Here is a 20,253-nt window from a genome sequence, read left to right on the forward strand (position 1 = left end):
AACACACAGATCTACACAACAAAAGAAGACGGCGGACCGGCCGCGGGTCGATCTGTACCGTCGCGGGCTGGGTGGCGGGGGCGTTCTCCGCCGGCATCACCTCGTCGGACTCGATGAGACGGACCATCTCGACCTTGAGCTCGACAGGCTCCGTTGCGCGCCGCCCGGGGTGGAACACCTTGTCGGCCAGGCGGCGCGGGCCCTTCCTGAGCGCGGCGAAGCGCACCCGCTCGGGCCTGCGCTCCACCGAGATGGTCACCGTGCCGCTCTGCTTGACCCGGTGCATGTCGGCGGCGCCGCCGTAGCGCTCAACCGAGGTCTCCTGGCTGGAGTAGGAGCCCGAGCGGGAGCGGTTCCTGTCCGTGGACGCGGACATGTCCTGGCCGCCCGAGGTCTCCGAGTCGGCGCCCTTGAGCTCCGTGCCGAGGTTGCGGCCGACCGACTGGGTGACGCCGTCCTCCTCGTAGGTGTAGTCCTGGTGGAGGGGCACCTTGGTCTTCGTCCGGCCCAGGTCCTCCGCCTCGGGATTGAGCTTCATCTTGATCTTGATGATGAACCGCTCGGCCCTGCCCGTCGAGCCGACCCGCATCGTGAACGTGTCCGTGTGACCGCGGCCGAGCATGTTGTCGATCTTTCCGCGCCAGCGCTTGCCGGACAGCGAGCCGTCCAGCTTGTCCAGCACGGCCGGGTCGCTGAGCAGCGAGCCGGGCGCGATCTTCTCGATGGCGTCGCGGACCGCGTCGAAGATCTCGGTGCGCTCGCCGTCCTTGGTGAACGTGGCGCTGTCGATCTTGGTCATGCCCATCTGGGTGGCGATGTGCTTCGGCAGGATCACCTTGCGGACCTTCGCGGCCAGCTCGGCCGCCTTGGTCATGCGTGAGCCCTCCGGTTCCTGCTTCAGCTCGGCCATGCCGGGCAGCTTGGCCAGCGCTTCGTACAGGGCCTGGGGCGTGTGCCGGTCGGTCAGCGGGACCTCCTTTAGCCCCGCGCTGTCGTGCGCGCGCAGCTCCATGAGGTAGCGCTTGGCCAGCGGGACGGCGACCGTACGGTCGATCTCCAGGTTTCCGTCGAGGAAACGCTCCACGGCGTCGGCCAGTTGGTGCAGGGGCAGTTGCAGGTCGCCCTGCGCGTACATCCGCAGGACGACCTCCTCCGGCACCGAGAACAGGACGGTGCGGCCGTCCACGTTCACGGTCCTGATCTTGGCGCCGTCACCCGGGTCGAAGGCCGACATCGGGAACTCCGCCGAGGCGCGGAAGATGTACTGCTGGCCGATGTCGATCGTCAGCCGCTCGCGGCCCCAGATCAGCAGCCTGGAGGCGTTGCGGCCCTGGTTCCAGGAGGCGTTCGCGCCGGCGCTGGGGCCGAGGCCGCCGTTGTCGGACTCCTGGTGGCCGAACTCGCCGCCGGCGTTGGGTCCGACGTTGGAGGACGTGCCGAGTGAGGTGCCCTGGCTGAACAACTGCAGGAAGATGTCGCCGATCACGAGCGGGCTCGACGTCAGGAACTCCATCTGGCCGAGCTTCCAGTCAAGCTTGAGCCACCCGTGCGCCGGCCCGAACCGCCCCTTCCCCCGTACGGCGAAGCGCGTCAGGTAGGGCGACTTCCTGAACGGGTGCGCCGAGACGTTGTGCACCCCGAGGAAGCCGGCGATGTGGTGGAAGGCGGGCGAGGCCCAGCCCATCAGCCGGGGCACGATCTGCCTGGCCGCGTCCAGGAAGCCGCGCGTGTCGACGTGGAGCAGCGTGGCCTGGTCGATCAGGTCCGCGGGGATCGGCTGCCACTCCCCCGGCGGACGGTCGGGGTCGAGCATCAGGTCGGTCGGCGTCATCATCGTGATGACCACGTCCGCGCGGGAAAGTTCCACCGCCTCCTCGCCCTCCTGCCGGAGGGTGACGATGATCTCGCCATCGGTTCGGGTGACGGCCATCTCCGTCGAGGTCTCGATGAGCGTCACGTCGTTGCCGGTGTCGCCCATGCTGGAGCCGCTGTTCTTGCTGACCCCGGCGCCGGCTCCGGTCCTGGCGCCGTACTTGGCGCCCTCGGTGTCCGGTTCAGGGGCGTGACCGGCGTTCACGCCGCCGTTGGCGTTGGTGGAACGGCCGTGTCCCGACGAGGCGACGCCGGTGTTGGAGCCGATGTTGAGCAGCGCCATCGCCCGTTTGTCGGTGGTGGCGACGATCTCCGTGGTGTCGAGTTTCGCCCTGAGGTCGACCTCGACGGTGAAGTGCTCGGTGGCGTGGAAGCGGCTGTTGATCGTCAGGTCGAAGTGGATGTTCTGCTGGATCGCCTGGTTGAGGCCGGTCCTGACGCGCAGGTTGGTCAGCTGGCTGGAAACCTCGACCAGGTTGTCGTACTGCGAGGCCGCCTTGAGCGCGTCGTCCGACGGGAAGACCGGCCGGCCGTTGACGATGGGGGGCAGCAGGCCGAGCCCAGTCAAGTTCTTGATCGTTTGTTCCAGAACCTGGGGGAGGTTCGACACCTCCCTGACCAGGGCGAACACCGCGTCCGGGATCTGGTGCGCATCATCGCCCTGCCAGATCGGCCGGGCCTTCTCGCCCTTCTTCTCCTCCTTCTCCCGGGCTTTCAGCTCCTTGGGGTCGTCGCGCAGGAGGATACGGCCCTGGCTGTCGCGGCGCGGGGTGCCGTCCCGCTTGTACCGCACGGCGGCGGGATCGAAGGGCAGGCCGGCGCGGGCCGCGTCCGACTCGGCCATGACCATGTGGAGTTCACCCGCGGTTTCGATCGTGTCGAGCGCCACGCCGCTCTCCAGCGTGATCCGCAGCTCGGCCGTGTAGCCGACGATGACGTTCTGCTGGTGCTCCATGCTGCGGTCCACCACGGGCTTGTACGCGGTACCGCCCGCGCTGACCCCCTCGGACCTGGACCTGCCGTGGCCGCTTCCCGCGCCCCACTTACCCTCGGCGCTGGTGTTCAGGAGCTCTCCGGCCTCCTCGCCGAGGTCGTCGAACACCTGCTCGGTGCTGACGGAGCCGTCGACGGAGTACCCGAACGACTGGCCGCCGTTCGCGGTGGTCACCGCTACGCCCAGGTCCTCCCTCCAGCGCTCGTCGGTCGAGACGCCAACCCGGCGGGCTTGGCCGTACACGGGGGTCGTGACCACTTCCACGCGCGCGTACGGGCGGCCGTTCCTGGTGAGCTGCGCCTGCACGCCGGAGTTGATGGAGTTGGCCATCTGGCTGTGCCACTTCTCGTACAGGAAGGTACGCAGCTGGTGGCGCAGGTCGGTGCCGATACCGGCGGCGCTCCCGAGCGCCGTGACGGCCGCCTCGAACATGTCCTCGGTTCCGCTGATCCCGAGCAGCAGGTGCGGAGGGAATCCGTCGACCAGGTTGGAGACGCCGGGGAACCTGGCCTCCAGCTCCGCCATCGTGATGGACTTGCCGTCGGAGCGGTCGGTGTGCGCCATGCCCACCCACATCCGCACGTCCTTGGCGTCGCTCCTGGTCCCGGTATTGACCGAGTCGACGCTCTTCCAGCCGTCCTTCTGGGAGGTGCGGATGTCGATCTGCCACTCGGCCTCGGCGGCGAACAGGGTGGACTCGCCGCGGTTGTCCTCGACCGCGCCGCCGACCACGTGGTCGGTGGAGCTGCCGTTCACCGAACGGGTACGGGAGTAGTTGAAGTCGGCGCCCGGACCGGACGTCCTGATCACCGCTTCGATGGCGTCCCTGACGTCGCTGCCCTCGGGCAGGAGCTTCACGAACGGCAGCAGGCCCTTCGCCTTCCCGCCGAGCTTCAGGGCGTGCGCGCGGGCGAAGGCGGCCGCGACCGTCAGCCCGCCCTGCGGCAGGCGGCCGACCATCATCTCGGAGGCGTTCGCCGCGTGCCCGAGAACCTCGACCAGCTCCTTGGTCGACAGCTTGATCCGAAGCTCGCCCTGGTGGTGGACGCCGACCCGCAGGACCGCGCCCTCCGTCGTCACCAGCCGCCGGAAGTGGGCCTTCAGCACCCTCTGGAGCTGGTCGGGGGTGAAGGTCTGGTCGATCTTCTGGGCGCGCATGGCCGCGTTGAGCCGCTCGGTCAGCCTCGTGATGTGCGGCAACCTGTCGGTCACCATCGCGTTCGGCAGGATCTCCCGGTCGGGTACCGCCTTGCGCAGCGCCGCGTCGTAGGCGTCGAGCAGGTTCTTGGCCTCCGCCTCCGTGTCGGCCAGCGCGCTCGCGGCCGCGGCCACGACGCCGGGGGTGGCGCTCTTGTGCCAATCCAGGTCGGCGGCCAGCTTCGCGTAGCCCTCCTGCGCCGCCTTCGCGGCGTCCCGCGCCTCGGTGTAGGCGGCGACGATGCGCTGGTGGCGCTCCTGAATCTCCCGGTGCTTCTTCAAGTCCGCCCTCGCCCGCCGCTCGCGCTCGGGGGCGAACTTGTCGCGCTCGTTCCGGGCCTTCTTCACCTCCTTCCTGGCGTCCTGTTTATCCTTTTTCGCCTGCTCTGCTGTTTTCTCGTGCGAGGCGATCCGCGCGTCCAGGCCGGCGACCGCCTGGGTCAGGGCGTCGGCCTGCTCCTGGGCGAGCCGCGCGGAGGCGGCCGCCGGAGTCTCGGGGGCGGGCGGCGGCGGTGGGCGTACGCCCTGGTCACCGGTCTGTTCCGGGGACACCGGCGGGCTCGCGCCACGGCGCGTCAGGTCCTCGGCGATGACCTGGATCAGGCCGAGCAGGTCGCGCTGCTTGGCCGGGTCGTTCGTCTCCAGGTAGCGCCTGGCGAGGTGGCGGTGCTCGTTGTAGCGGGCGGCGACACACGCGTCGGTGGTACGGCCGGCCAGCCGGTCCAGGGTGTTCCTGATCACGCCCTGCCTCGGGGGCGCGGCCAGGTCCTGCAGCGCGTGGGTGATCTCGTGAACCAGCGTCGTGGAGACCAGGCCGGGGTGCAGGCGCGGCGACAGGTGCACCACGTGGGGGTCGGCGGCGGTGCCCGCGCCGACCGTGACGGTGGCGTGCGTGTCGAGGCCCGGCCGTTCGTAACGCACCTCGAAGTGCTGGGTGCCCTGGCCATCGCTGGTCACCTGGATCTGCGGGCCGGAGGCCGACCACACGATCGAGCGGACGTCCCCGCCGAAGTCGCCGGGCTTGATCTCGTTGCCGGTGATCAGTGCCTTGACCTCGGGGTCGGCGAGGTCGTTGAGTGGGGTGGGACGGGTGTCCGCGGCGAACGGCGTCCCCGGGACCGCCCGCGACGTGCGCGGACGGCGGCGTCTTGGCGGCGCGCCGGCCGGCGTCCTGCGGGTGGTGCCCGGGGCGGGGGTCGTGGTCCGCGGGGTGCCGAGCGCCGTGACCCGCCTGGTCAGCTCGTCGGCGGCGGACTGGTGGTAGCCGGGGCTCAGCCCGAGGTCGGCCGCGGGGTTCTCCTCGGCGAGGGTGCGCGCGCGGGTGCCGGGGTTGGCGGCGAGCACCGCCTCGGTCACCTCGGTCGCGGCCTGCCTGGTCTGCGGGGAGCGCTGGGTGAGGAGGGCCAGCGCGTCGAGCGCGCCCTCCGCCTCCGGCCGTCCGGTCGCCCGCGCCATCTCCGCGCCGAGCCACGCCGCCGCCTGCGCGCGCAGGCGGTCCTCGCGCGCGCCGTCCTTGGCGTTCTGCTGCAGCGACTGCGCGGCCTGGGCGAGCGCTTGAGCCGACAGTTGTACGGCCCGGCCGCCGTCGTCGGCCAGCAGCACGCTGCCGTCCTGCAGCCAGAGGCCTTCTGGGGCCAGGTGGAGCAGGGCCTCGTCGATCGCCTGCTTGGCGGCGAGCTTGGCTTTCCGCTCCTGGGCGGGCGAGGGGGTGGTGCCGGCCGCCGTCGGATTGCCGGTCTGATTGCCCGTCTGGCCGCCTGTCTGATTGCCGCTCTGGGTGGTCTGCTGGGTGGTTCCCGGGGCCGGGGCGGGGACCGGGGTGGGCGGCTGGCCGGGCTGCGGGGTGAGGGCGGGGTCCGGGGCGACACCGGGGGTCTGCTGCGCGCCGGGGTCCGGGCCCGAGGTGGCCGTCTGGGTCGCTCCGGGGTCGGGTGCCGGGGCGGCGTTGGGATCGGGAGCGGACGTCTGGCCCGTGCCGGTGGCCTGGCCCTGCGACGCGCCGGGGTCGGGGTTGGGCGCGGCCTGGGGGTCCGGCGCGGAGGCCGCGTTCGGTGCCTGGCTCGGCGCCGCGTTGGGGTCCGGAGCGGACGCGGCGTTGGGGGCGGCGGGTGCGGCGTTGGGGTCCGGGGCGGCAGGGGCGGCGTTCGGGTCGGGGGTGGGCGCGGACGCGGGGGCGGCGTTCGGGTCGGGAGCGGCTGGGGCGGCGTTCGGGTCCGGGGCGGGCGGCTGGGCCTGGTTCTGGCCGGATCCGGTGGGCTGGCCGGCCCCCGGGTTCGCGGCCGGGTTCTGCGACGTGTTGGGGGCTTGGGGTTGGGGCGTGCTGGGAGCCTGGGGTTGCGGCGCGTTGGGGTCGGGGGCGGGGGCCGCGTTGGGGTCGGGCTGGGGGGCCGCGTTCGGGTCGGGCTGGGGGGCCGCGTTCGGGTCGGGCTGGGGGGTGTTCGGGGCGGGCTGGGTGGTGGTGTTGCGGCCGGTGCGCGTGGCGGGGTCGGGGCTCGGCTGCTGCGGGTTCTGGCCGCTCTGGCCGCTACGGCTGGGTGAGCTCGGGCTGTTGGGGGTGTTCGGGCCGGTGCCGGGGGCGGTGTTCATGCCGCCGGTCGGTACCGGGCCGCCCGGCTGGTTGGTGCCGGGGCCGCCGCCGGTGCCCGGCGGAGATGACGGCGGCGGGGGCGTGTCGCCCGAGCGTGCCAGGTCGGCGGCGTTGGCCAGGTCGTTGGCCGAGGCCAGCGAGGACAGCGGGTGGGTCACCGCGGTGAAGACGTCGGGGTTGAAGGGGCTGATCGTCCCGGTACGGCCCACGCCGCCCATGAACGCCCCCAGCATGGCCTCCGCGGTGAACGGATTGCCCGGCGGCTGCTGGTAGACGAGCGTGTTGGCGGCCATGCTGCCCACCGGCGAGGCGAAGGCGTTGGTGATGCCGGTGGTCAGCGCCCGTCCGCCGAAGCCGGGCACGAAGCGGGTGACCCGGGAGACGGGCCTGGTCAGCCACATGCCGACCCCGGCGCCCACGCCCGCGCCGACGGCGGAGGCGGCGGTCTTCTTCCAGTCCCACTCGGTGCGCGTGCCCATCTTCATCTGCTGCCACTGGGCCATGGCGTCGATGAAGGTCTCTTCGCCGATCTCCTCGATGAGTTCCTTGCCGAGCGGCGTGGACAGCAGCCGCAGCAGCGCGGCGCGGCCGGTGGCGCCGCTGAGCACGGTGAGGCGGGCCAGGCCCGCGGCGCCGACCTCGCGCCCGGCCATGGCGGCGAGCCTGGACAGGATGCGGGTGATGGCGGCGCGCGCGGCGGTGGCGAAGGGGCCGACGAGCGGCGCGGAGGAGCCGGCGGTGAAGAACGCCACGAACAGGGCGATGGCGATGGCGACGACCGTGACCCAGAAGGCGACGTTGACGGAGAGCTTGGAGTACTGGGTCTCGATGGCGAAGTTGCCGGCCTCCAGCGAGCGGGCCTCGGCGTCGCGGGCGATGCCGACCATGCCGGCCTGCGGCCCGCACAACTCCTGGGCCCGCCCGACAAATCCGTACATGGAGGGGGTGGCGCAGCCGGAGACGATCTTCCTCGCGGCCCGGCCGGCGTCGTCGAGCTGGGCCGTGGCGCCGACGCCGAGATCAGCGTAGGACTGAGCGAGCTTGGACAGGGCGTGTTCGCTGGCCTTGGGCCACTTCTGGCCGCCCGAGAGCATGGGGATCAGCCAGTTGTTGACCCAGTCGGGGAGCGTCGAGTTCTCCCAGGCGGGCCGTACGTCTCTGTCGATGAGCGCCCAGCCCTGTGGCCGGCCGCCGCCCGCGCCCAGGACCTCGGACCCGGTGCCGGGCTGCCCGCCGCTGGTCGTCGTCACGCCGTTCCCGTCATCCGCTCCTCACTGTCAGACATCTTTGCTCTGGGCGCGGGCCAGCATTTCCTGGCCCATCCCGGTGTCGGTGGTGCGTACGTTGTCGACGACCTGACGGGCACGGTCCCCGGCGTCGCGTAACTGGTTCGGCAGGTCGGTGAAGCGGTAGACCATCTTGTACGGCCCGTCGTCCTGGAAGTGCTTCTGCCAGAAGGCCTTGCCCTCCAGGCCGTCGCCCCAGGGTGTGGTGGCGAGGCAGGCCCGTACCTCCGCGGCCAGCCGCTCGACCTCCCGCTCCATGTCGCCGGCCATCGTGGACCACTGGTTGATGCCCTCGTAGGCGACGGGCTTGTAGATCTCGATGCCATGCTCGTCCCGGCTCATCTACGCCCGCCCATCTGATCGGCCAACTGGGCCATCACGGTTTCGAGGTCGCCGTCGAGATGCGCCTGCATCTGCTCGGCGGGGATCAGCGGCGAGAAGAGCTCCAGGAGCTGCTCGCGGACCTTCTCACCGGCCCGCTGGACGGTCTCGGTGATCGTGTCGGCGAGGGTCCTGGCGTCGGGGTGCCGGTAGATGCGCGGATCGAGGTCGAGCCTGATCAGCTCGCCGCGCGAGCCCACGGTGGCGTTGACGAGCCCGTCCCGCGACTTCTCCGTGACCTGCAACGACCTGGCTCTGGCGTGGAGCTCTGCCCCCTCGCTCTGGAGCCGCATGAAGGTCGTGCGGAGCTCGTCGGCGTAGGCCTGTAGTCCCGCGGCGTCCCTCTCGTTGGACGACTCCATTTCACCTCCCTGACCACACAGGTGTTAAGAGGTAGTTTCCGACACATGAACACCATTCGACAAGATCGGGGGAAAAATCCGGGACTCACGGGCTGATGTCGAGCGCCTGTTCGGTGGGTTCGCCGGTTTCCGCACGTGGGACCCAGCGCCGGTAGACGCCGCGCTCGGCGCGTTCCATCCCCAGGGCCACGGCCTCCGGCGCGGAGCCGCCCAGATACTCCAGCAGCAACGCGTCCTCGCGCTCGTCGCGGACCAGGAACTCCCGCCCGCCCCACGTGCACACGGTGAACACCGCCCACAGGGCCTCGCACTCGGCCGCGGGCACGATCCTGACGTGGCAGCCCGGCTCGATCTCGGTGAAGCCATCGGCGGGTTCCTCGCGGCGCAGCCGTACCCAGACCTCCAGGGCGGTGGCGTCGGGGCTGGCGGGGTAGTCGGCGCCGCGCCAGCGCGCCCGGTAGCCGCTCACGCGGCCCGCCCGATCGCGAACCAGCGGCGCAGGTCGCCGTGGTAGACCGCGCGCCGGACCTCGGTTCCCGCGGTGGTCAGCTCCCAGATCTCCGCGCCGTGGGTGAGGGCCACGCCGTACACCTTGTATTCGCGGATCACCTGGTCGCGGTTGGGCACCAGGCCGAGCCCGACGAAGGGCGGCTCCTCGACGACCCACCCGGCCACCGCCTCTCTCCCCGCCTCGTCGGTCCCCCCGTACGGCGTGCGGTACATCTCCAGCCCGACCGGCCGCCAGCGCAGCAGGTTGAGCGTGCCTTCGGAGGTGAGGAAGCCCGGCTGCGCGAGCGCGTCGGCCAGTACGGCGGGCGTGGCGATGTGCGAGACGTCGAGGGCGTGGTGGCAGTAGCCGGAGACCCTGGGCTCGCGCTCGATCAGCAGGTCGTGGATCTCGGTCGGATGCAGGAGCTTCTGCACCACCGGCACGCCGGACTCCGGCGCGAGCGCAAGGTCCTGGACCAGGGTGGGCACGGCGAGCCTGGCGACGGTGCCCGACTCCAGGTTGAAGTTGACGGTCATGCCGGGGTTGATCGCCAGCCCCCAGTGCGGGTCGGGCCAGCCCGCGGCCAGTTCGACCATGGAGACGATGCGGAAGTGCTCGGTGATCTGGCCGAACCCGGTGGCCATGGCCTCGGGCGAGGTGTAGGCGAGCACCCACGTGCGCCCGTCCGCCTCGGCGGTCGGCCACACGATCGGCTCGGTGCCTTCGAAGGCCGCCCGCGACATCGGCAGCGCCAGGTCGGCGTCCTTCAGCAGGCTCAGGCAGAGCGCGGTACGCCCCTCCTCGAACGCCGCCCAGAGCCGTTCCTCGAAAGGCTCCTCCACCACCGTCACCCGAGCCCGTGCCGCTCGCCGAACTCCTCGGCCGTGATCCCGAACAGCACGATGTCGTCGTAGCGTCCCTGGTGGAAGCGGCCCCTGCGGCGGCGGCCCTCCTCGGTGAAGCCGAGATGCCGGTGCAGCGCCAGCGAGCCCGCGTTGGAGGCGTAGACGGTGGCGTCGCACTTCTGGTAGCGGCGCTCGCCGAACATGTACCTGAGCAGGATGACGACGGCCTCGGCGGCGTAGCCGTGGCGCTGGTGGGCGCGGCCGATGGCGACGCCGTACTCGAAGGTGCCGTGGTGGGGGTCCACGGCGTGGGTGCTGATGGTGCCGACCGGCTGCCCGCCGGACCGCTCGGCGATCGCCAGGCGCAGGATGTCGGGGCCCTGGTCCTTCTCGGCCACTTCCTTGGCCCACTGCCTGGCCCGTTCCGCCGAGCGCGGCGGGTGGAGGCGGTCGCCGTTGCTCTGGTCCTCGGTGTTCTCGTCGAACTCCTTGAACGCCGCCCAATCCTCGGGCTCGATGGCGCGCAGCCGTACGCGCTCGCCCGTCCATGCCGAAGTCATGCACCCCATGATCCCCGCTATTTGAGCGCGCCCGTCGTCAGCCCCGACTGGATCTGGCGCTGGAAGACCGTGTACACGACGAGCATGGGCAGGATGGCCAGGGTCAGGGCGGCGAAGAGGGCGGCCCAGTCCTGGTCGTAGCCGGCGGCGGTGGAGATGTCGGCGATGCCCTGGGTGAGCACCCACTTGTCGCGCTCCTGCAGCAGCACCAGGGGCAACTGGTACTGGTTCCACTGGCCCAGCACGTTGAAGATCGTGATGCTGATCAGCCCGGGTCTGGCCATCGGCATCATGATCTGGAAGAAGACCCTCGTGTGCGAGGCGCCGTCCACCAGGGCCGCCTCGGCCACCGCCGTCGGCAGCGTACGGAAGAAGGCGGCCAGGAAGAAGATCGTGAAGGGCATCGAGTACGCGATGTAGACCAGCACCAGCCCCGCATGGGTGTTGAGGCCGATGAAGGGGCCGACCAGCGGCACGTTGCCCATGTTCTGCACGACGAAGAACAGCGGCGTCAGGGCCAGGTAGACCGGGAAGGCCAGGCCGGACACGAACATCAGGTAGATGGCCCGGTTGCCCTTGAAGGGGTAGCGCGCCAGCACGTACGCGGCCATCGAGCCGATCAGCATCGTGCCGAACGTGCTGAAGGAGACGACGACGACGCTGTTGAGCATGTACTGCCCGATGTTGGCCTGTTCCCAGGCGCGGGCGAAGTTGTCCCAGCGCAGGGAGGCCGGCAGCGACCAGGCGTCGCCGAAGATCTCGTCCTCGCTCTTCACCGAGGCGAGGAAGGTCCACACGATGGGCACCACGACGAGGACGGTCCAGATGAGCAGCGCCAGGTGGGTCAGCACGGACAGCGGGCCGAGCTGCCGTTTGCGCTCCTTCCTGGCGATCTTGCGGGAGTTCGCGACCGTCCACGAGATCAGCGTTGTCATTAATACTCGATTCGCTCACGCCGGGACAGCCGCAGCGACAGGATCGCGAAGCCGACGGTGAAGAAGAACATGATGACGCCGAGCGCGGAGGCGTAGCCGAACCTGAAGTACTGGAAGGCGTTGCGGTAGATCTCTGCGGCCATCACGGTCGTGGAGAAGTCGGGGCCGCCGTGCTGGTCGGTCATGACCCAGACGATGGCGAACACGTCGAGCGCCAGGACGCCCAGATACACCCAGGCCACCTGGATGGTGTCCCACAGCAGTGGCAGCGTGATGCGGAAGAACAGGCTGATCCGCCCGGCGCCGTCGATCTGGGCGGCCTCGAACATGTCGTTCGGGATCGAGGCGAGCCCGGCCGAGAACAGCACGACGTAGAAGCCGACGGCCTGCCAGACCATGACGCCGAGCACCGACCAGAAGGCGATCCCGGGATCGGACAGGAAGCCGATCGGCTTGACGCCGAGCGCCATCAGCGGGCCGTTCAGCATGCCGCTGCCGTCGGGCCTGAACACCTGCTGGAACAGCACGGCGACCACGGCCACGGCGAGCACCTGCGGGAAGAAGAACACCACCCGGTAGAAGCCGGAACCGGTGATCCCGCTGGTGCCCTTGGCCCCGCCCACGTTGAGCAGGAAGGCGAAGAACAGCGCGATGACGATCGTCACGACCGGCAGCAGCACCAGCAGCGCCGCGTTGTGCGTGACCGCCTTCCAGAAGACGCTGTCGTCGAAGAGCCGCCGGTAGTTGTCCAGCCCGATGAAGTTCGGCGTGCCGGACACGCCCCGCCAGTCGGTCAGCGAGATCTGGAACGCCTGGATGTAGGGCGAGATCACATAGACCAGGTAGAGCACCACCGGCGCGACGAGAAAAGAGCCGATGAAGAGGGTACGGCGGTGCCGCTGAAACCACGACGGCACCGCTGCGGCCGGAACTCCCATGTCAGCGCTTGAATTTCTTGATCGAGGAGTCGCCCTTGATCTCGTCGGCCTTCTTCTGCATGCGCTCCAGGAACTTGTCGGGCGTCAGCCGCCCGCTCATGAGCTCGCCGGTCGCGGCGGCGCTCTCGTCCTTGAGCTGCAGGTACCAGGCGTTCCACCGGAAGTAGACGGTGTTCTCCCCGGCGGCGGCGTAGGCCTCGGAGGCGCTCTTGACGCCGGTCGACAGCTGCATGCCCTCGCCGGCGCCCTTGACGGTGGGCACGGTGGAGACGAGCTGGCTGAACTCGCCCGCGGCCTTCTTCGACAGCATGGCCCGCAGGTACTCCATGCCGCCCTTGGCGTTGGCGGCCTTCGCCGGGACGATGAAGTTCTCGCCCGGCTGCGTGTGGAGGGCGCCGTGCGGGAGCTTGTCGGAGCCGGTGACGTCGGGGACGGGGAACATCGCGTAGTCGAAGCCGGGCGGGGTGGTGGTGCGCTGCTCGTTCTCCAGCCAGGAGCCAGAGGGGAGCATGGCGACCTGGTACTTGTTCTGCGCGGTCTGGGTCTGCACGTGGTCGAGCCCGGCGGTGCCCTCCATCAGGTACTTGGCGCCGATCTCGGCCCAGCGGGTGGCCGACTCCTTGAGCGCCTCGGCCTTCCAGGCGCCGTCCTCCAGGTTGTCGAGGTTGAGCAGGATCTCCTTGCCGCCGATCTTCGCGGCCGTGACGAGGATCGGGTCGAGGGCGTAGCCGGGGTGCTTGCCGGCGTAGGTGAAGGGCGCCATCTTGCCGGACTTCTTGATCGCCTCGCAGAGCTTGATGAAGTCGTCCCAGGTCTTCGGCGCCTCCCAGCCGTTCTCCTTGAACGCCTTCATCGAGTACCAGATGCCGTAGATGTAGTTCACGTACCCGACGACCGAGAACTTGCCGTCGTAGGTGCCGATCTCGATCACGGCCGGGTCGAGCGTGTCGCGTACCTTGACCGCCGGGTCGTCCCAGCTCTCCATGTCCAGCAGCGGGGTCAGGTCCTGCAACTGCCCGTCCTGGGCCAGGGCGCCGAAGTCCATGGCGTTGGCGCCGGAGTTGTCGATCACGTCGGGCGGGTTGCCGCCGGCGAAGCGCGGCTGCAGGACCTTCGTGATCTCCTTGGTGAAGTTGTGCTTGATCGCCACATCGGGATATTTGGTCTTGAACAACGGCTGGTGGATGTCCGTGGCGTACTTGTGCCCGAAGCCGCCGTCGAAGATCCAGACCTCCAGCGCCTTCGCGGCGCCGGGCGCGGTGCTCGCGGGCGTCTGGTGCGCCGGGGTGGCGCACGCGGCCAGGGCCCCGGCGACGGGGACGAGAGCGGCGCTGCGCAAGAGCTGGCGCCGGGAAAGCTGGGGGGTGTCGGACATTGCTATGACTCCTTATGCTCCGCGTCTGATGCGACCTGCGTAGCGGCTCTCCAGTGCCTTGTTGTGTTCGTCCCCGCCGGTCACGTTGACCGACAGGTAGACAGGGGGCGTCTCGCCGAGCGCGACCAGTTCCTCGACCGCGGTGGTGACGACCATCTGCGCGAGCAGCGCGGAGGTGACCGTCGAGACGGCGCCGTAGGCGCCGCCGCCGGGCAGTTCGAGGATGGCGTCGCCGTACGGCGAGCCGTTGTCGAGCACGACGTCGGCCAGGTCGAGCAGCTTGCGCCCGGACGGGTGCCGGGAGGGCATGGCGCTGCTGTGCTCGACCGAGGTGAGGGCGATCAGCGTGTGCCCGCGTTCCTTGACGATCCTGGCCAGCTCGACGACGGTGCCGTTGACGCCGGAGCTGGAGATCAGGACGAACACGTCCTGCGGTTCGACCGACGCCAGGTCGTAGATCTGCTGGGCGATCTTCGGGTCGCGCTCCAGTTCGCTGGTGAGCACGCTGACGGGCTGCCCGCCGTACAGGACGAGGTCGCGGGGGCTGAGGCGGTTGCTGGGCACGAGGCCGCCGGCCCGTCCGGCGATCTCCATCGCGATGGCCTCGGAGTGGCCGGAGCCGAACGCGTTGACGACGCCGCCGCCGCGCAGCGAGGTCACGATGAGCCTGGCCGCCTGGCGCACCTGGTGCTCCTGGCGGGAGATCACGGACTTGGCCAGGTCCAGGACCTGTGTTGCGTACGACATTCAGCCTCTCTCGACTCTGTGGCTCTCGACCGCGCTGATCGTCCGCTCGAAGGCCTCGTTGGTGCGTTCGTAGGTGCGCTGGGCGACGGCGACGTAGACGGCGTCCAGGACGAAGAGCTGCGAGTGGACGGCGGCCAGCCCGCCGAGCCTGAACGTGGTCTCCCTGCTGGCCGTGGTGAGCACCTGGTCGGCCAGGTCGGCCAGCGGCGAGCGGGCGAAGGAGGTGACCGCGACCGTCAGCGCCCCGTGGCCGGACGCCTCGACCAGGGCCTCCATCACCTCGCGGGTACGCCCGCGGTGGCTGATGCCGACCGCCACGTCGCCCGGGGCGAGCAGGGCCGCGTCCGACAGCGCCACGTGCGCGTCGCACGCGCTCCAGCCCGGTATCCCGATGCGGCGTAACCTGCCTTCGAACATCGTCGCCACGTTACCGCTGGTGGAGACGCCGACCAGGAGGACACGGCGGGCGGCGACGATCGCGTCCGCCACGCGGGCGACGGTGTCGAGGTCGAGCTGGGCGGCGGTGTCCTGAATGAGCCGGGTGTCGGCGGCCGCCATGACCTCGATGGCCGTGTCGAGCGGGTCGTCGGGCCCGATCTCGTGGCCGACGCCCGCGCCCCAGCCGGCCTGCGCGGCCCTGCCGGTCTCGGTGGCGAGCGCCACGCGCAGCTCGGCGTAGCCGGAGAACCCGAAGGCCCGGCAGAACCTGGTCACGGTCGCGGGCGAGCTGCCCGCCCGTTCCGCCAGCGCGATGATCGTGGACCTCGCGGCCTCGGCCGGGTCGCCCAGAATCACCTCGCCCACGCGGCGTAGTGCTTCCGGCAATCCCGGCAATTCTGTCTCAACGCGCCCAAGGGCCCCTGAAGTCACGAATATTCCTTCCGAATACTCGGTCTTCAGGCGAAAATTATTCTTGCTTCTCGGTCGAGTCAAGACCCAAAATCGGGACCGTGACTCATTCGTTGGTCGTCGGCGTGGACGCCGGCGCGACCTCCACCCGCGTCGCCGTCCACACGCTCGACGGCGAGCGCGTCGGCTACGCGCGGGCGGGTGCGGGCAACCCCTCCGCCCACGGCGCCGAGAAGGCGGTGGCCAACATCGCCACCGCCCTGCGCGAGGCGCTGGCCTCGGCCGATGCCACCGCCGTGGTCGGCTCGCTGGCGGGCATCGCCGGCAAGCAGGACGTCATGGACGTCGAGCTCGCCCGGCTCTGGGCCGAGCACGGCATCCCCCGGGCGCCGGAGATGATCGGCGACGTGGCCATCGGCTACGTCGCCGGATCACCCGCCTCGGAAGGCTCGTTGCTGCTGTCCGGAACCGGGGCGATCGCCGCCCGAATCTCCGGCTACCGCCAGTCGGTCATCGCCGACGGGCTCGGCTGGCTGCTGGGCGACGCCGGCTCGGGCTTCTGGATCGGCCGCGCCGCCGCCAAGGCCGTCGTGCACGGCCTCGACCGCGGCGAGCCCGCCGGAGAGCTGTCCGAACTGGTCCTCACGCACTTCCTCGGCGCCGAGCGCGGCACGACCCCGCGCGCCACGGCCGACCGGATCGTACGGCTCGCGCAGGCCGACCACATGTGCCTGGCCGCCCTGTCCGCCCTGGTCAGCCAGGCCGCCTCGGCGGGCGATCCGATGGCCGGGAAGATCGCCCGCGAGGCGGCCGGGCAGCTCGTGGCCACCGTGCGCCGCGTGCACACGACCGGGCCCGTGGTGCTGGCCGGCAGCGTGCTCACCAACCCGGGGCCGGTACGGCAGGCCGTACAGGAACTGCTGGGTGACACGCCCGTGCGCACGGCGCAGGACGCGGCGGGGGCGGCGGCGTGGCTGGCGGCCCGCGACCTGCTCGGGTCACGGGCCGCTGAGCTGCACGGGAGGTTCGTGGCTACTTCCTGATCACGTGCTCCTTGCTGACCAGGAGGCGGACCACGCCGAGCTGGGCGTCCTCGGCGTCCCAGACCCACCAGTCCTGGCCCACCGCCGCTGACTGGGCATTCGGGTTCATGGCGTGCCCGCCGTCGGGACTGGGCTCGACGATCTGGTAGACGACCTTGAGCCCGCGCCGCTCGGCTTCGGCGGCGACCTCGCTCACCTGCTTGTCCTCGACCTTGTACCCCGTCAGCGAGCCGCCGTCCTCCGTGGCCTGGTTGCCGTTGGCGTAGGGCTCGTTCGCCTTGGCGGGACGGCCGGCCTTGACCCACGCTCCGGACGTGTCCGGCGAGAGCGTGAGCACCATCGTGCAGTCCGGGGCGGTGATCTTGCAGTGCCTGGGCTCGCTGTCGATGGCGATGCTGCCCGGCCGGCCGGGGCCGCCGCCGTTGCCGATCTGGAAGATCTCGCCCACCGCGTCCGGCGTGGCGGGCTGGAGTTGGAGCTTGACCTCGAGCCCGACGGCGCGGAAGGCCTCTTCGTACTTGGCCGGGTCGGCGAACGGGTCCTTGATCCTGGCGACCCACATGCCGTTCTCGAGCTTGATGTCCATGGCCGCGTTGGCGTAGGAGGTGGCGCTGCCGGGCGTGTTGAGGATGCTCGGGCCGAGCACGACGGCGGCGGCCAGCGCCGCGGTGAGCACGCCCGCCGCGGCCAGGCGCTTCCACGGCAGGCGCCGCGGCTCCTTCACCGGCTCCTCCGAGATGATCGAGGCCAGCAACGCCCGCGCCCCCGCGCCGGACGCCTGACCCGCGAGATCCTCGTCGCTCACCCTGGCGAGCTGCCGCAACTCGTTCATCTCAATCTCCCTAGCATGGAGACCCCGCCTTCAGGCGTGGGAAAGGAAGCGGCATAGTGCCGCAAATCGAACACCCGCACGACCCTCAGGTGTGTGAGCGATAGAATGTGCGCGTGGCGCGGATCGTGAAGCGGGCCTACAAGTACCGCTTCTACCCAACCCCCGAACAGGCCAGAGAGCTCGCCCGGATGTTCGGCTGCATCCGCCTCGTCTACAACAAGGCCCTCGATGAGCGGACCCGTGTCTACACCCTCGAAGGCCGCCACGTCTCCTACGTGGAGTCGTCGGCCAAGCTGACCGAGTGGAAGCGCAGCGGCGAGTTCGACTTCCTGTTCGACGTGTCGTCCGTCCCGTTGCAGCAGGCTCTCCGTCATTTGCAGGCGGCGTTCACGAACTTCTTCGCCAAGCGCGCCAAATACCCGGCGTTCAAGAGCAAGAAGAAGTCGAGACAGTCCGCGGAGTACACGCGCAGCGCGTTCCGCTGGCGTGACGGGACCCTGACGCTGGCGAAGATGGACGCCCCGCTCGCGATCGTGTGGTCGCGTCCGCTCCCGCAGGGCGCTGTTCCGTCGACGGTGACCGTGTCCAAGGACGCGGCGGGACGCTGGTTCGTCTCGATGCTGGTCGAGGAGAAGATCTCTCCGCTGGCCCCGGTCTCGGAGACGGTCGGGATCGACGCGGGCATCACCGCACTTGCCACGCTCTCCACTGGAGAGAAGATCATCAACCCGCGCCACGAGCGGCGGGACCGTCGCAGGCTGGCCAAAGCGCGGCGCGCGCTCACCCGCAAACAGAAGGACTCGGCCAACCGGGCCAGAGCCCGCCTGCGGATGGCCAGAGTGTACGCCCGGATCGCCGACCGCAGAAGGGATCACCTGCACAAGGTCACGACACGGCTTGTTCGCGAGAACCAAGTGATCGCCGTGGAAGACCTGACCGTCCGCAACATGGTCAAGAATCACTCGATGGCGCGCGCCATCTCGGACGTGTCCTGGAGGGAGTTCCGGACCATGCTGGAGTACAAGGCCGCCTGGTACGGGCGCACGCTCGTGGCCGTGGACCGCTGGTTCCCGTCCTCGAAACTTTGCTCGGCGTGCGGAGCCCCGCAACACAAGATGCCGCTGAACGTCCGGGAATGGGAGTGCGCCTGCGGCGCCGCCCACGATCGCGACGTGAATGCGGCCAAGAACATCCTCGCCGCCGGGCTGGCGGAGAGCCGAAACGCCTGTGGAGCCGGTGTAAGACCCAAGCAGTGCGAACTGGGCGGGCAACTGGCCGTGAAGTAGGAACCCCAGCCCGCGAGGGCTGGAATCCCCCGGCTTCAGCCGTGGGGAGGATGTCAAGCTGACTCCATCGCGAGGTTGTGGGCGGTCACTCCGGCCTTGGACAGGGCTCGGGAGAACCGCTTGCGGGCGCGGTGCAGGCGGATGCGGACCGCGTTGCGGGACACGCCCAGGACCGTGGCGAGCTGGGCGTGGTCGAGTCCTTCCCAGGCGACCAGCGAGAGCAGCTCGCGGTCGTCGGCGTTCAGCTCGCGGAAGGTGCGGGCGATGGCGCCCAGCTCCACCGTGCTCTCCGGGGTGCGGGAGTAGAGGTCGGCGAGGTCGACGTTCAGCTCGGCGCTGCGCTGCTGCCTGCGGAGCTGGCCACGGCGGTGGTTGGCGAGGGTGTTGCGGGCGATGCCGTACAACCACAGGCGGGCCTCGTCGCCGTCCGGGAGCCGGTCGGCGCGTCGCCAGGCGGTCGCGTAGGTCTCGGCCACGATGTCCGCCGCGTCCTCGGGGATCTCGCAGCGGCGCATGGCGTAGCCGAGGATCTGTTCGTAGGTCGCCGCGTAGATCGCGGCGAACCTGTCGGCTTGGGTGCTCACATCATGTCCATGTCGGAGATGCCCTGAGCATTTCAGGAATTATGGAGAGGTGAGGAGGGCGGCGCTGCCGTAGGAGCCGCCGAAGCCCGTCACCAGCGCCACCTCGCGGTCCTCCCGCAGCTCCCGTACGGCTTGCGCCACGTTGTTGAGCCCGTGCACGTACCCCTCGGAGAGCAGGCCGCCGTGCCGGTTCACCCAGGCGTGGCGGCGTTCCAGCAGGTAGCCGTCCAGATCCTCGGCCAGCCCGAAGTCGGCCAGTTGTCTCGGCACCAGCCACGAGTAGGCGTCGTAGAGCAGCGCGGCGTCCACGTCGGCCGGCTTCATGCCCGAGGCCCGCCACAACATCGGGGCGACGTGCCCGGAGAAGATCGCGCTGACGTCGGGGGCGCGGTCCATGGCCGAGCATCCCGGGCCGCCGCCGCGCACCACCGCGTGGACGCGCGGGCCGGCGAGTACGCCGCTGACGACCAGCGCGCAGGCCCCGTCGGTCTCCTGGCAGCAGTCTGCGGTGCGCAGGGGGGTGCACACGTACGGCTTGGCCTGGTAGTCCGCCCAGGTCAGGGGTTCGCGGCGGAGGGCACGCGGGTTGGTGGCGGCGTTGTCGCGCGACTGGGCGACGACGGCGTGCAGGTGCTCCTCGGTCAGGCCGGTGTCGTGGAGGTAGCGGGTGGCGGCCAGGGCGAACAGGGGGATGGGGCCGGCCATGCCGTACCGGCGGGTGAGCTCTTCCTGGGGTCCGGTGGAGGCGACGTTGAGCCGCTTGCCCGAGCGGCCGTTCAGCGCCCGATAGATCACGATATTTCGTGCCATACCGCAGTGGATCAGCATCGCGGCGTCGCCCAGGATGGAGGCGGCCTGGGTGCCGCCGCCCGCGATGTCGTTGTGCCAGCCCAGCCGTTCGATTCCCAGGGCCCTGGCGACCTGGACCACCGGGACGGAGTCGTTCATGTGGTAGCTGAGCAGGGCGTCCACCTCGGCTGGCTCGATCCCGGCGTCGCGGCAGGCGTCCCGGACGGCCTCGACGGCAAGATCCAGCTCGCTGCGGCCCGAGGCCCTGGTGAGCGCGGTCATCCCCACGCCCGCTATAGCC

The 20,253-nt window shown here is 70.3% G+C and carries 15 protein-coding genes and 1 pseudogene; 2 read left to right on the top strand and 14 right to left on the bottom strand.

Going from position 1 to position 20,253, the window contains the following annotated elements:
* The 11 genes and pseudogenes from ACFWY5_RS35480 to ACFWY5_RS35530 all read right to left on the bottom strand — a co-directional run.
* Positions 1-7,900: pseudogene (locus tag ACFWY5_RS35480) on the bottom strand (hypothetical protein); the annotation flags it as partial.
* Between the two features lie 27 nt (positions 7,901-7,927).
* A complete protein-coding gene (locus tag ACFWY5_RS35485; protein WP_379625072.1) occupies positions 7,928-8,278 on the bottom strand; it encodes a hypothetical protein in 351 nt (116 codons plus the stop codon).
* Positions 8,275-8,679 carry a YbaB/EbfC family nucleoid-associated protein gene (locus tag ACFWY5_RS35490; RefSeq protein ID WP_379625070.1) on the bottom strand — a complete coding sequence of 135 codons (405 nt, stop codon included), beginning with the start codon at positions 8,677-8,679 and terminating at the stop codon, positions 8,275-8,277. Before ACFWY5_RS35490 ends, ACFWY5_RS35485 begins: the two co-directional genes overlap by 4 nt.
* 85 nt (positions 8,680-8,764) lie before the next feature.
* Positions 8,765-9,148, bottom strand: coding sequence for a hypothetical protein (locus ACFWY5_RS35495; RefSeq protein ID WP_379637177.1), 384 nt, complete (start codon positions 9,146-9,148; stop codon positions 8,765-8,767).
* The gene (locus tag ACFWY5_RS35500) at positions 9,145-10,011 is read right to left on the bottom strand and encodes an SseB family protein (protein WP_379637179.1); all 867 of its coding nucleotides are present in this window, start codon (positions 10,009-10,011) and stop codon (positions 9,145-9,147) included. Before ACFWY5_RS35500 ends, ACFWY5_RS35495 begins: the two co-directional genes overlap by 4 nt.
* A 5-nt stretch (positions 10,012-10,016) precedes the next feature.
* The gene (locus ACFWY5_RS35505) at positions 10,017-10,574 is read right to left on the bottom strand and encodes a GNAT family N-acetyltransferase (protein ID WP_379637181.1); all 558 of its coding nucleotides are present in this window, start codon (positions 10,572-10,574) and stop codon (positions 10,017-10,019) included.
* A 17-nt stretch (positions 10,575-10,591) separates the two neighbouring features.
* Positions 10,592-11,509, bottom strand: coding sequence for a carbohydrate ABC transporter permease (locus ACFWY5_RS35510; RefSeq protein ID WP_379625061.1), 918 nt, complete (start codon positions 11,507-11,509; stop codon positions 10,592-10,594).
* Entirely contained in the window at positions 11,509-12,447 is a 939-nt protein-coding gene (locus ACFWY5_RS35515; RefSeq protein ID WP_379625058.1) for a carbohydrate ABC transporter permease, read from the bottom strand. Before ACFWY5_RS35515 ends, ACFWY5_RS35510 begins: the two co-directional genes overlap by 1 nt.
* Before the next feature lies 1 nt (position 12,448).
* Positions 12,449-13,822 carry an N-acetylglucosamine/diacetylchitobiose ABC transporter substrate-binding protein gene (gene ngcE / locus ACFWY5_RS35520; protein WP_379637183.1) on the bottom strand — a complete coding sequence of 458 codons (1,374 nt, stop codon included), beginning with the start codon at positions 13,820-13,822 and terminating at the stop codon, positions 12,449-12,451.
* A 12-nt stretch (positions 13,823-13,834) separates the two neighbouring features.
* On the bottom strand, positions 13,835-14,569 hold the full coding sequence (locus tag ACFWY5_RS35525) for a sugar isomerase domain-containing protein (protein WP_379637185.1): 735 nt from the start codon (positions 14,567-14,569) through the stop codon (positions 13,835-13,837).
* Positions 14,570-15,439, bottom strand: a complete 870-nt coding sequence (locus ACFWY5_RS35530; protein ID WP_379625052.1) for a MurR/RpiR family transcriptional regulator — start codon at positions 15,437-15,439, stop codon at positions 14,570-14,572.
* Between the two features lie 80 nt (positions 15,440-15,519).
* Between ACFWY5_RS35530 and ACFWY5_RS35535 the strand changes: the two genes are divergently transcribed.
* Positions 15,520-16,461 (top strand): N-acetylglucosamine kinase, encoded by a 942-nt coding sequence (locus ACFWY5_RS35535; protein ID WP_379625050.1) that lies wholly within the window; start codon positions 15,520-15,522, stop codon positions 16,459-16,461.
* Here the strand turns inward: ACFWY5_RS35535 and ACFWY5_RS35540 are convergent.
* Positions 16,451-17,293 (bottom strand): hypothetical protein, encoded by an 843-nt coding sequence (locus ACFWY5_RS35540; protein WP_379637187.1) that lies wholly within the window; start codon positions 17,291-17,293, stop codon positions 16,451-16,453. The genes ACFWY5_RS35535 and ACFWY5_RS35540 overlap by 11 nt on opposite strands.
* Positions 17,294-17,406: 113 nt before the next feature.
* On the opposite strand from ACFWY5_RS35540, the gene ACFWY5_RS35545 reads away from it, so the two are divergent.
* Positions 17,407-18,579, top strand: a complete 1,173-nt coding sequence (locus ACFWY5_RS35545) for an RNA-guided endonuclease InsQ/TnpB family protein (protein WP_379637189.1) — start codon at positions 17,407-17,409, stop codon at positions 18,577-18,579.
* A gap of 53 nt (positions 18,580-18,632) precedes the next feature.
* Here ACFWY5_RS35545 and ACFWY5_RS35550 read toward each other — a convergent pair whose 3' ends face one another.
* Entirely contained in the window at positions 18,633-19,163 is a 531-nt protein-coding gene (locus ACFWY5_RS35550; protein ID WP_379625046.1) for an RNA polymerase sigma factor, read from the bottom strand.
* Between the two features lie 39 nt (positions 19,164-19,202).
* Positions 19,203-20,234 (bottom strand): acetyl-CoA acetyltransferase, encoded by a 1,032-nt coding sequence (locus tag ACFWY5_RS35555; protein ID WP_379625088.1) that lies wholly within the window; start codon positions 20,232-20,234, stop codon positions 19,203-19,205.
* Between the last annotated feature and the right edge of the window lie 19 nt (positions 20,235-20,253).

Origin of the sequence: Nonomuraea sp. NPDC059007, assembly GCF_042740555.1 — a bacterium.
Lineage (GTDB): Bacteria > Actinomycetota > Actinomycetes > Streptosporangiales > Streptosporangiaceae > Nonomuraea.

Bases quoted from the DNA above. Each gene is read 5' to 3' on its own strand.
- ACFWY5_RS35485 (WP_379625072.1), bottom strand. From the start codon at position 8,278: ATGAGCCGGGACGAGCATGGCATCGAGATCTACAAGCCCGTCGCCTAC.
- ACFWY5_RS35490 (WP_379625070.1), bottom strand. From the start codon at position 8,679: ATGGAGTCGTCCAACGAGAGGGACGCCGCGGGACTACAGGCCTACGCC.
- ACFWY5_RS35505 (WP_379637181.1), bottom strand. From the start codon at position 10,574: ATGACTTCGGCATGGACGGGCGAGCGCGTACGGCTGCGCGCCATCGAG.
- ACFWY5_RS35510 (WP_379625061.1), bottom strand. From the start codon at position 11,509: ATGACAACGCTGATCTCGTGGACGGTCGCGAACTCCCGCAAGATCGCC.
- ACFWY5_RS35515 (WP_379625058.1), bottom strand. From the start codon at position 12,447: ATGGGAGTTCCGGCCGCAGCGGTGCCGTCGTGGTTTCAGCGGCACCGC.
- ngcE (WP_379637183.1), bottom strand. From the start codon at position 13,822: ATGTCCGACACCCCCCAGCTTTCCCGGCGCCAGCTCTTGCGCAGCGCC.
- ACFWY5_RS35525 (WP_379637185.1), bottom strand. From the start codon at position 14,569: ATGTCGTACGCAACACAGGTCCTGGACCTGGCCAAGTCCGTGATCTCC.
- ACFWY5_RS35540 (WP_379637187.1), bottom strand. From the start codon at position 17,293: ATGAACGAGTTGCGGCAGCTCGCCAGGGTGAGCGACGAGGATCTCGCG.
- ACFWY5_RS35555 (WP_379625088.1), bottom strand. From the start codon at position 20,234: ATGACCGCGCTCACCAGGGCCTCGGGCCGCAGCGAGCTGGATCTTGCC.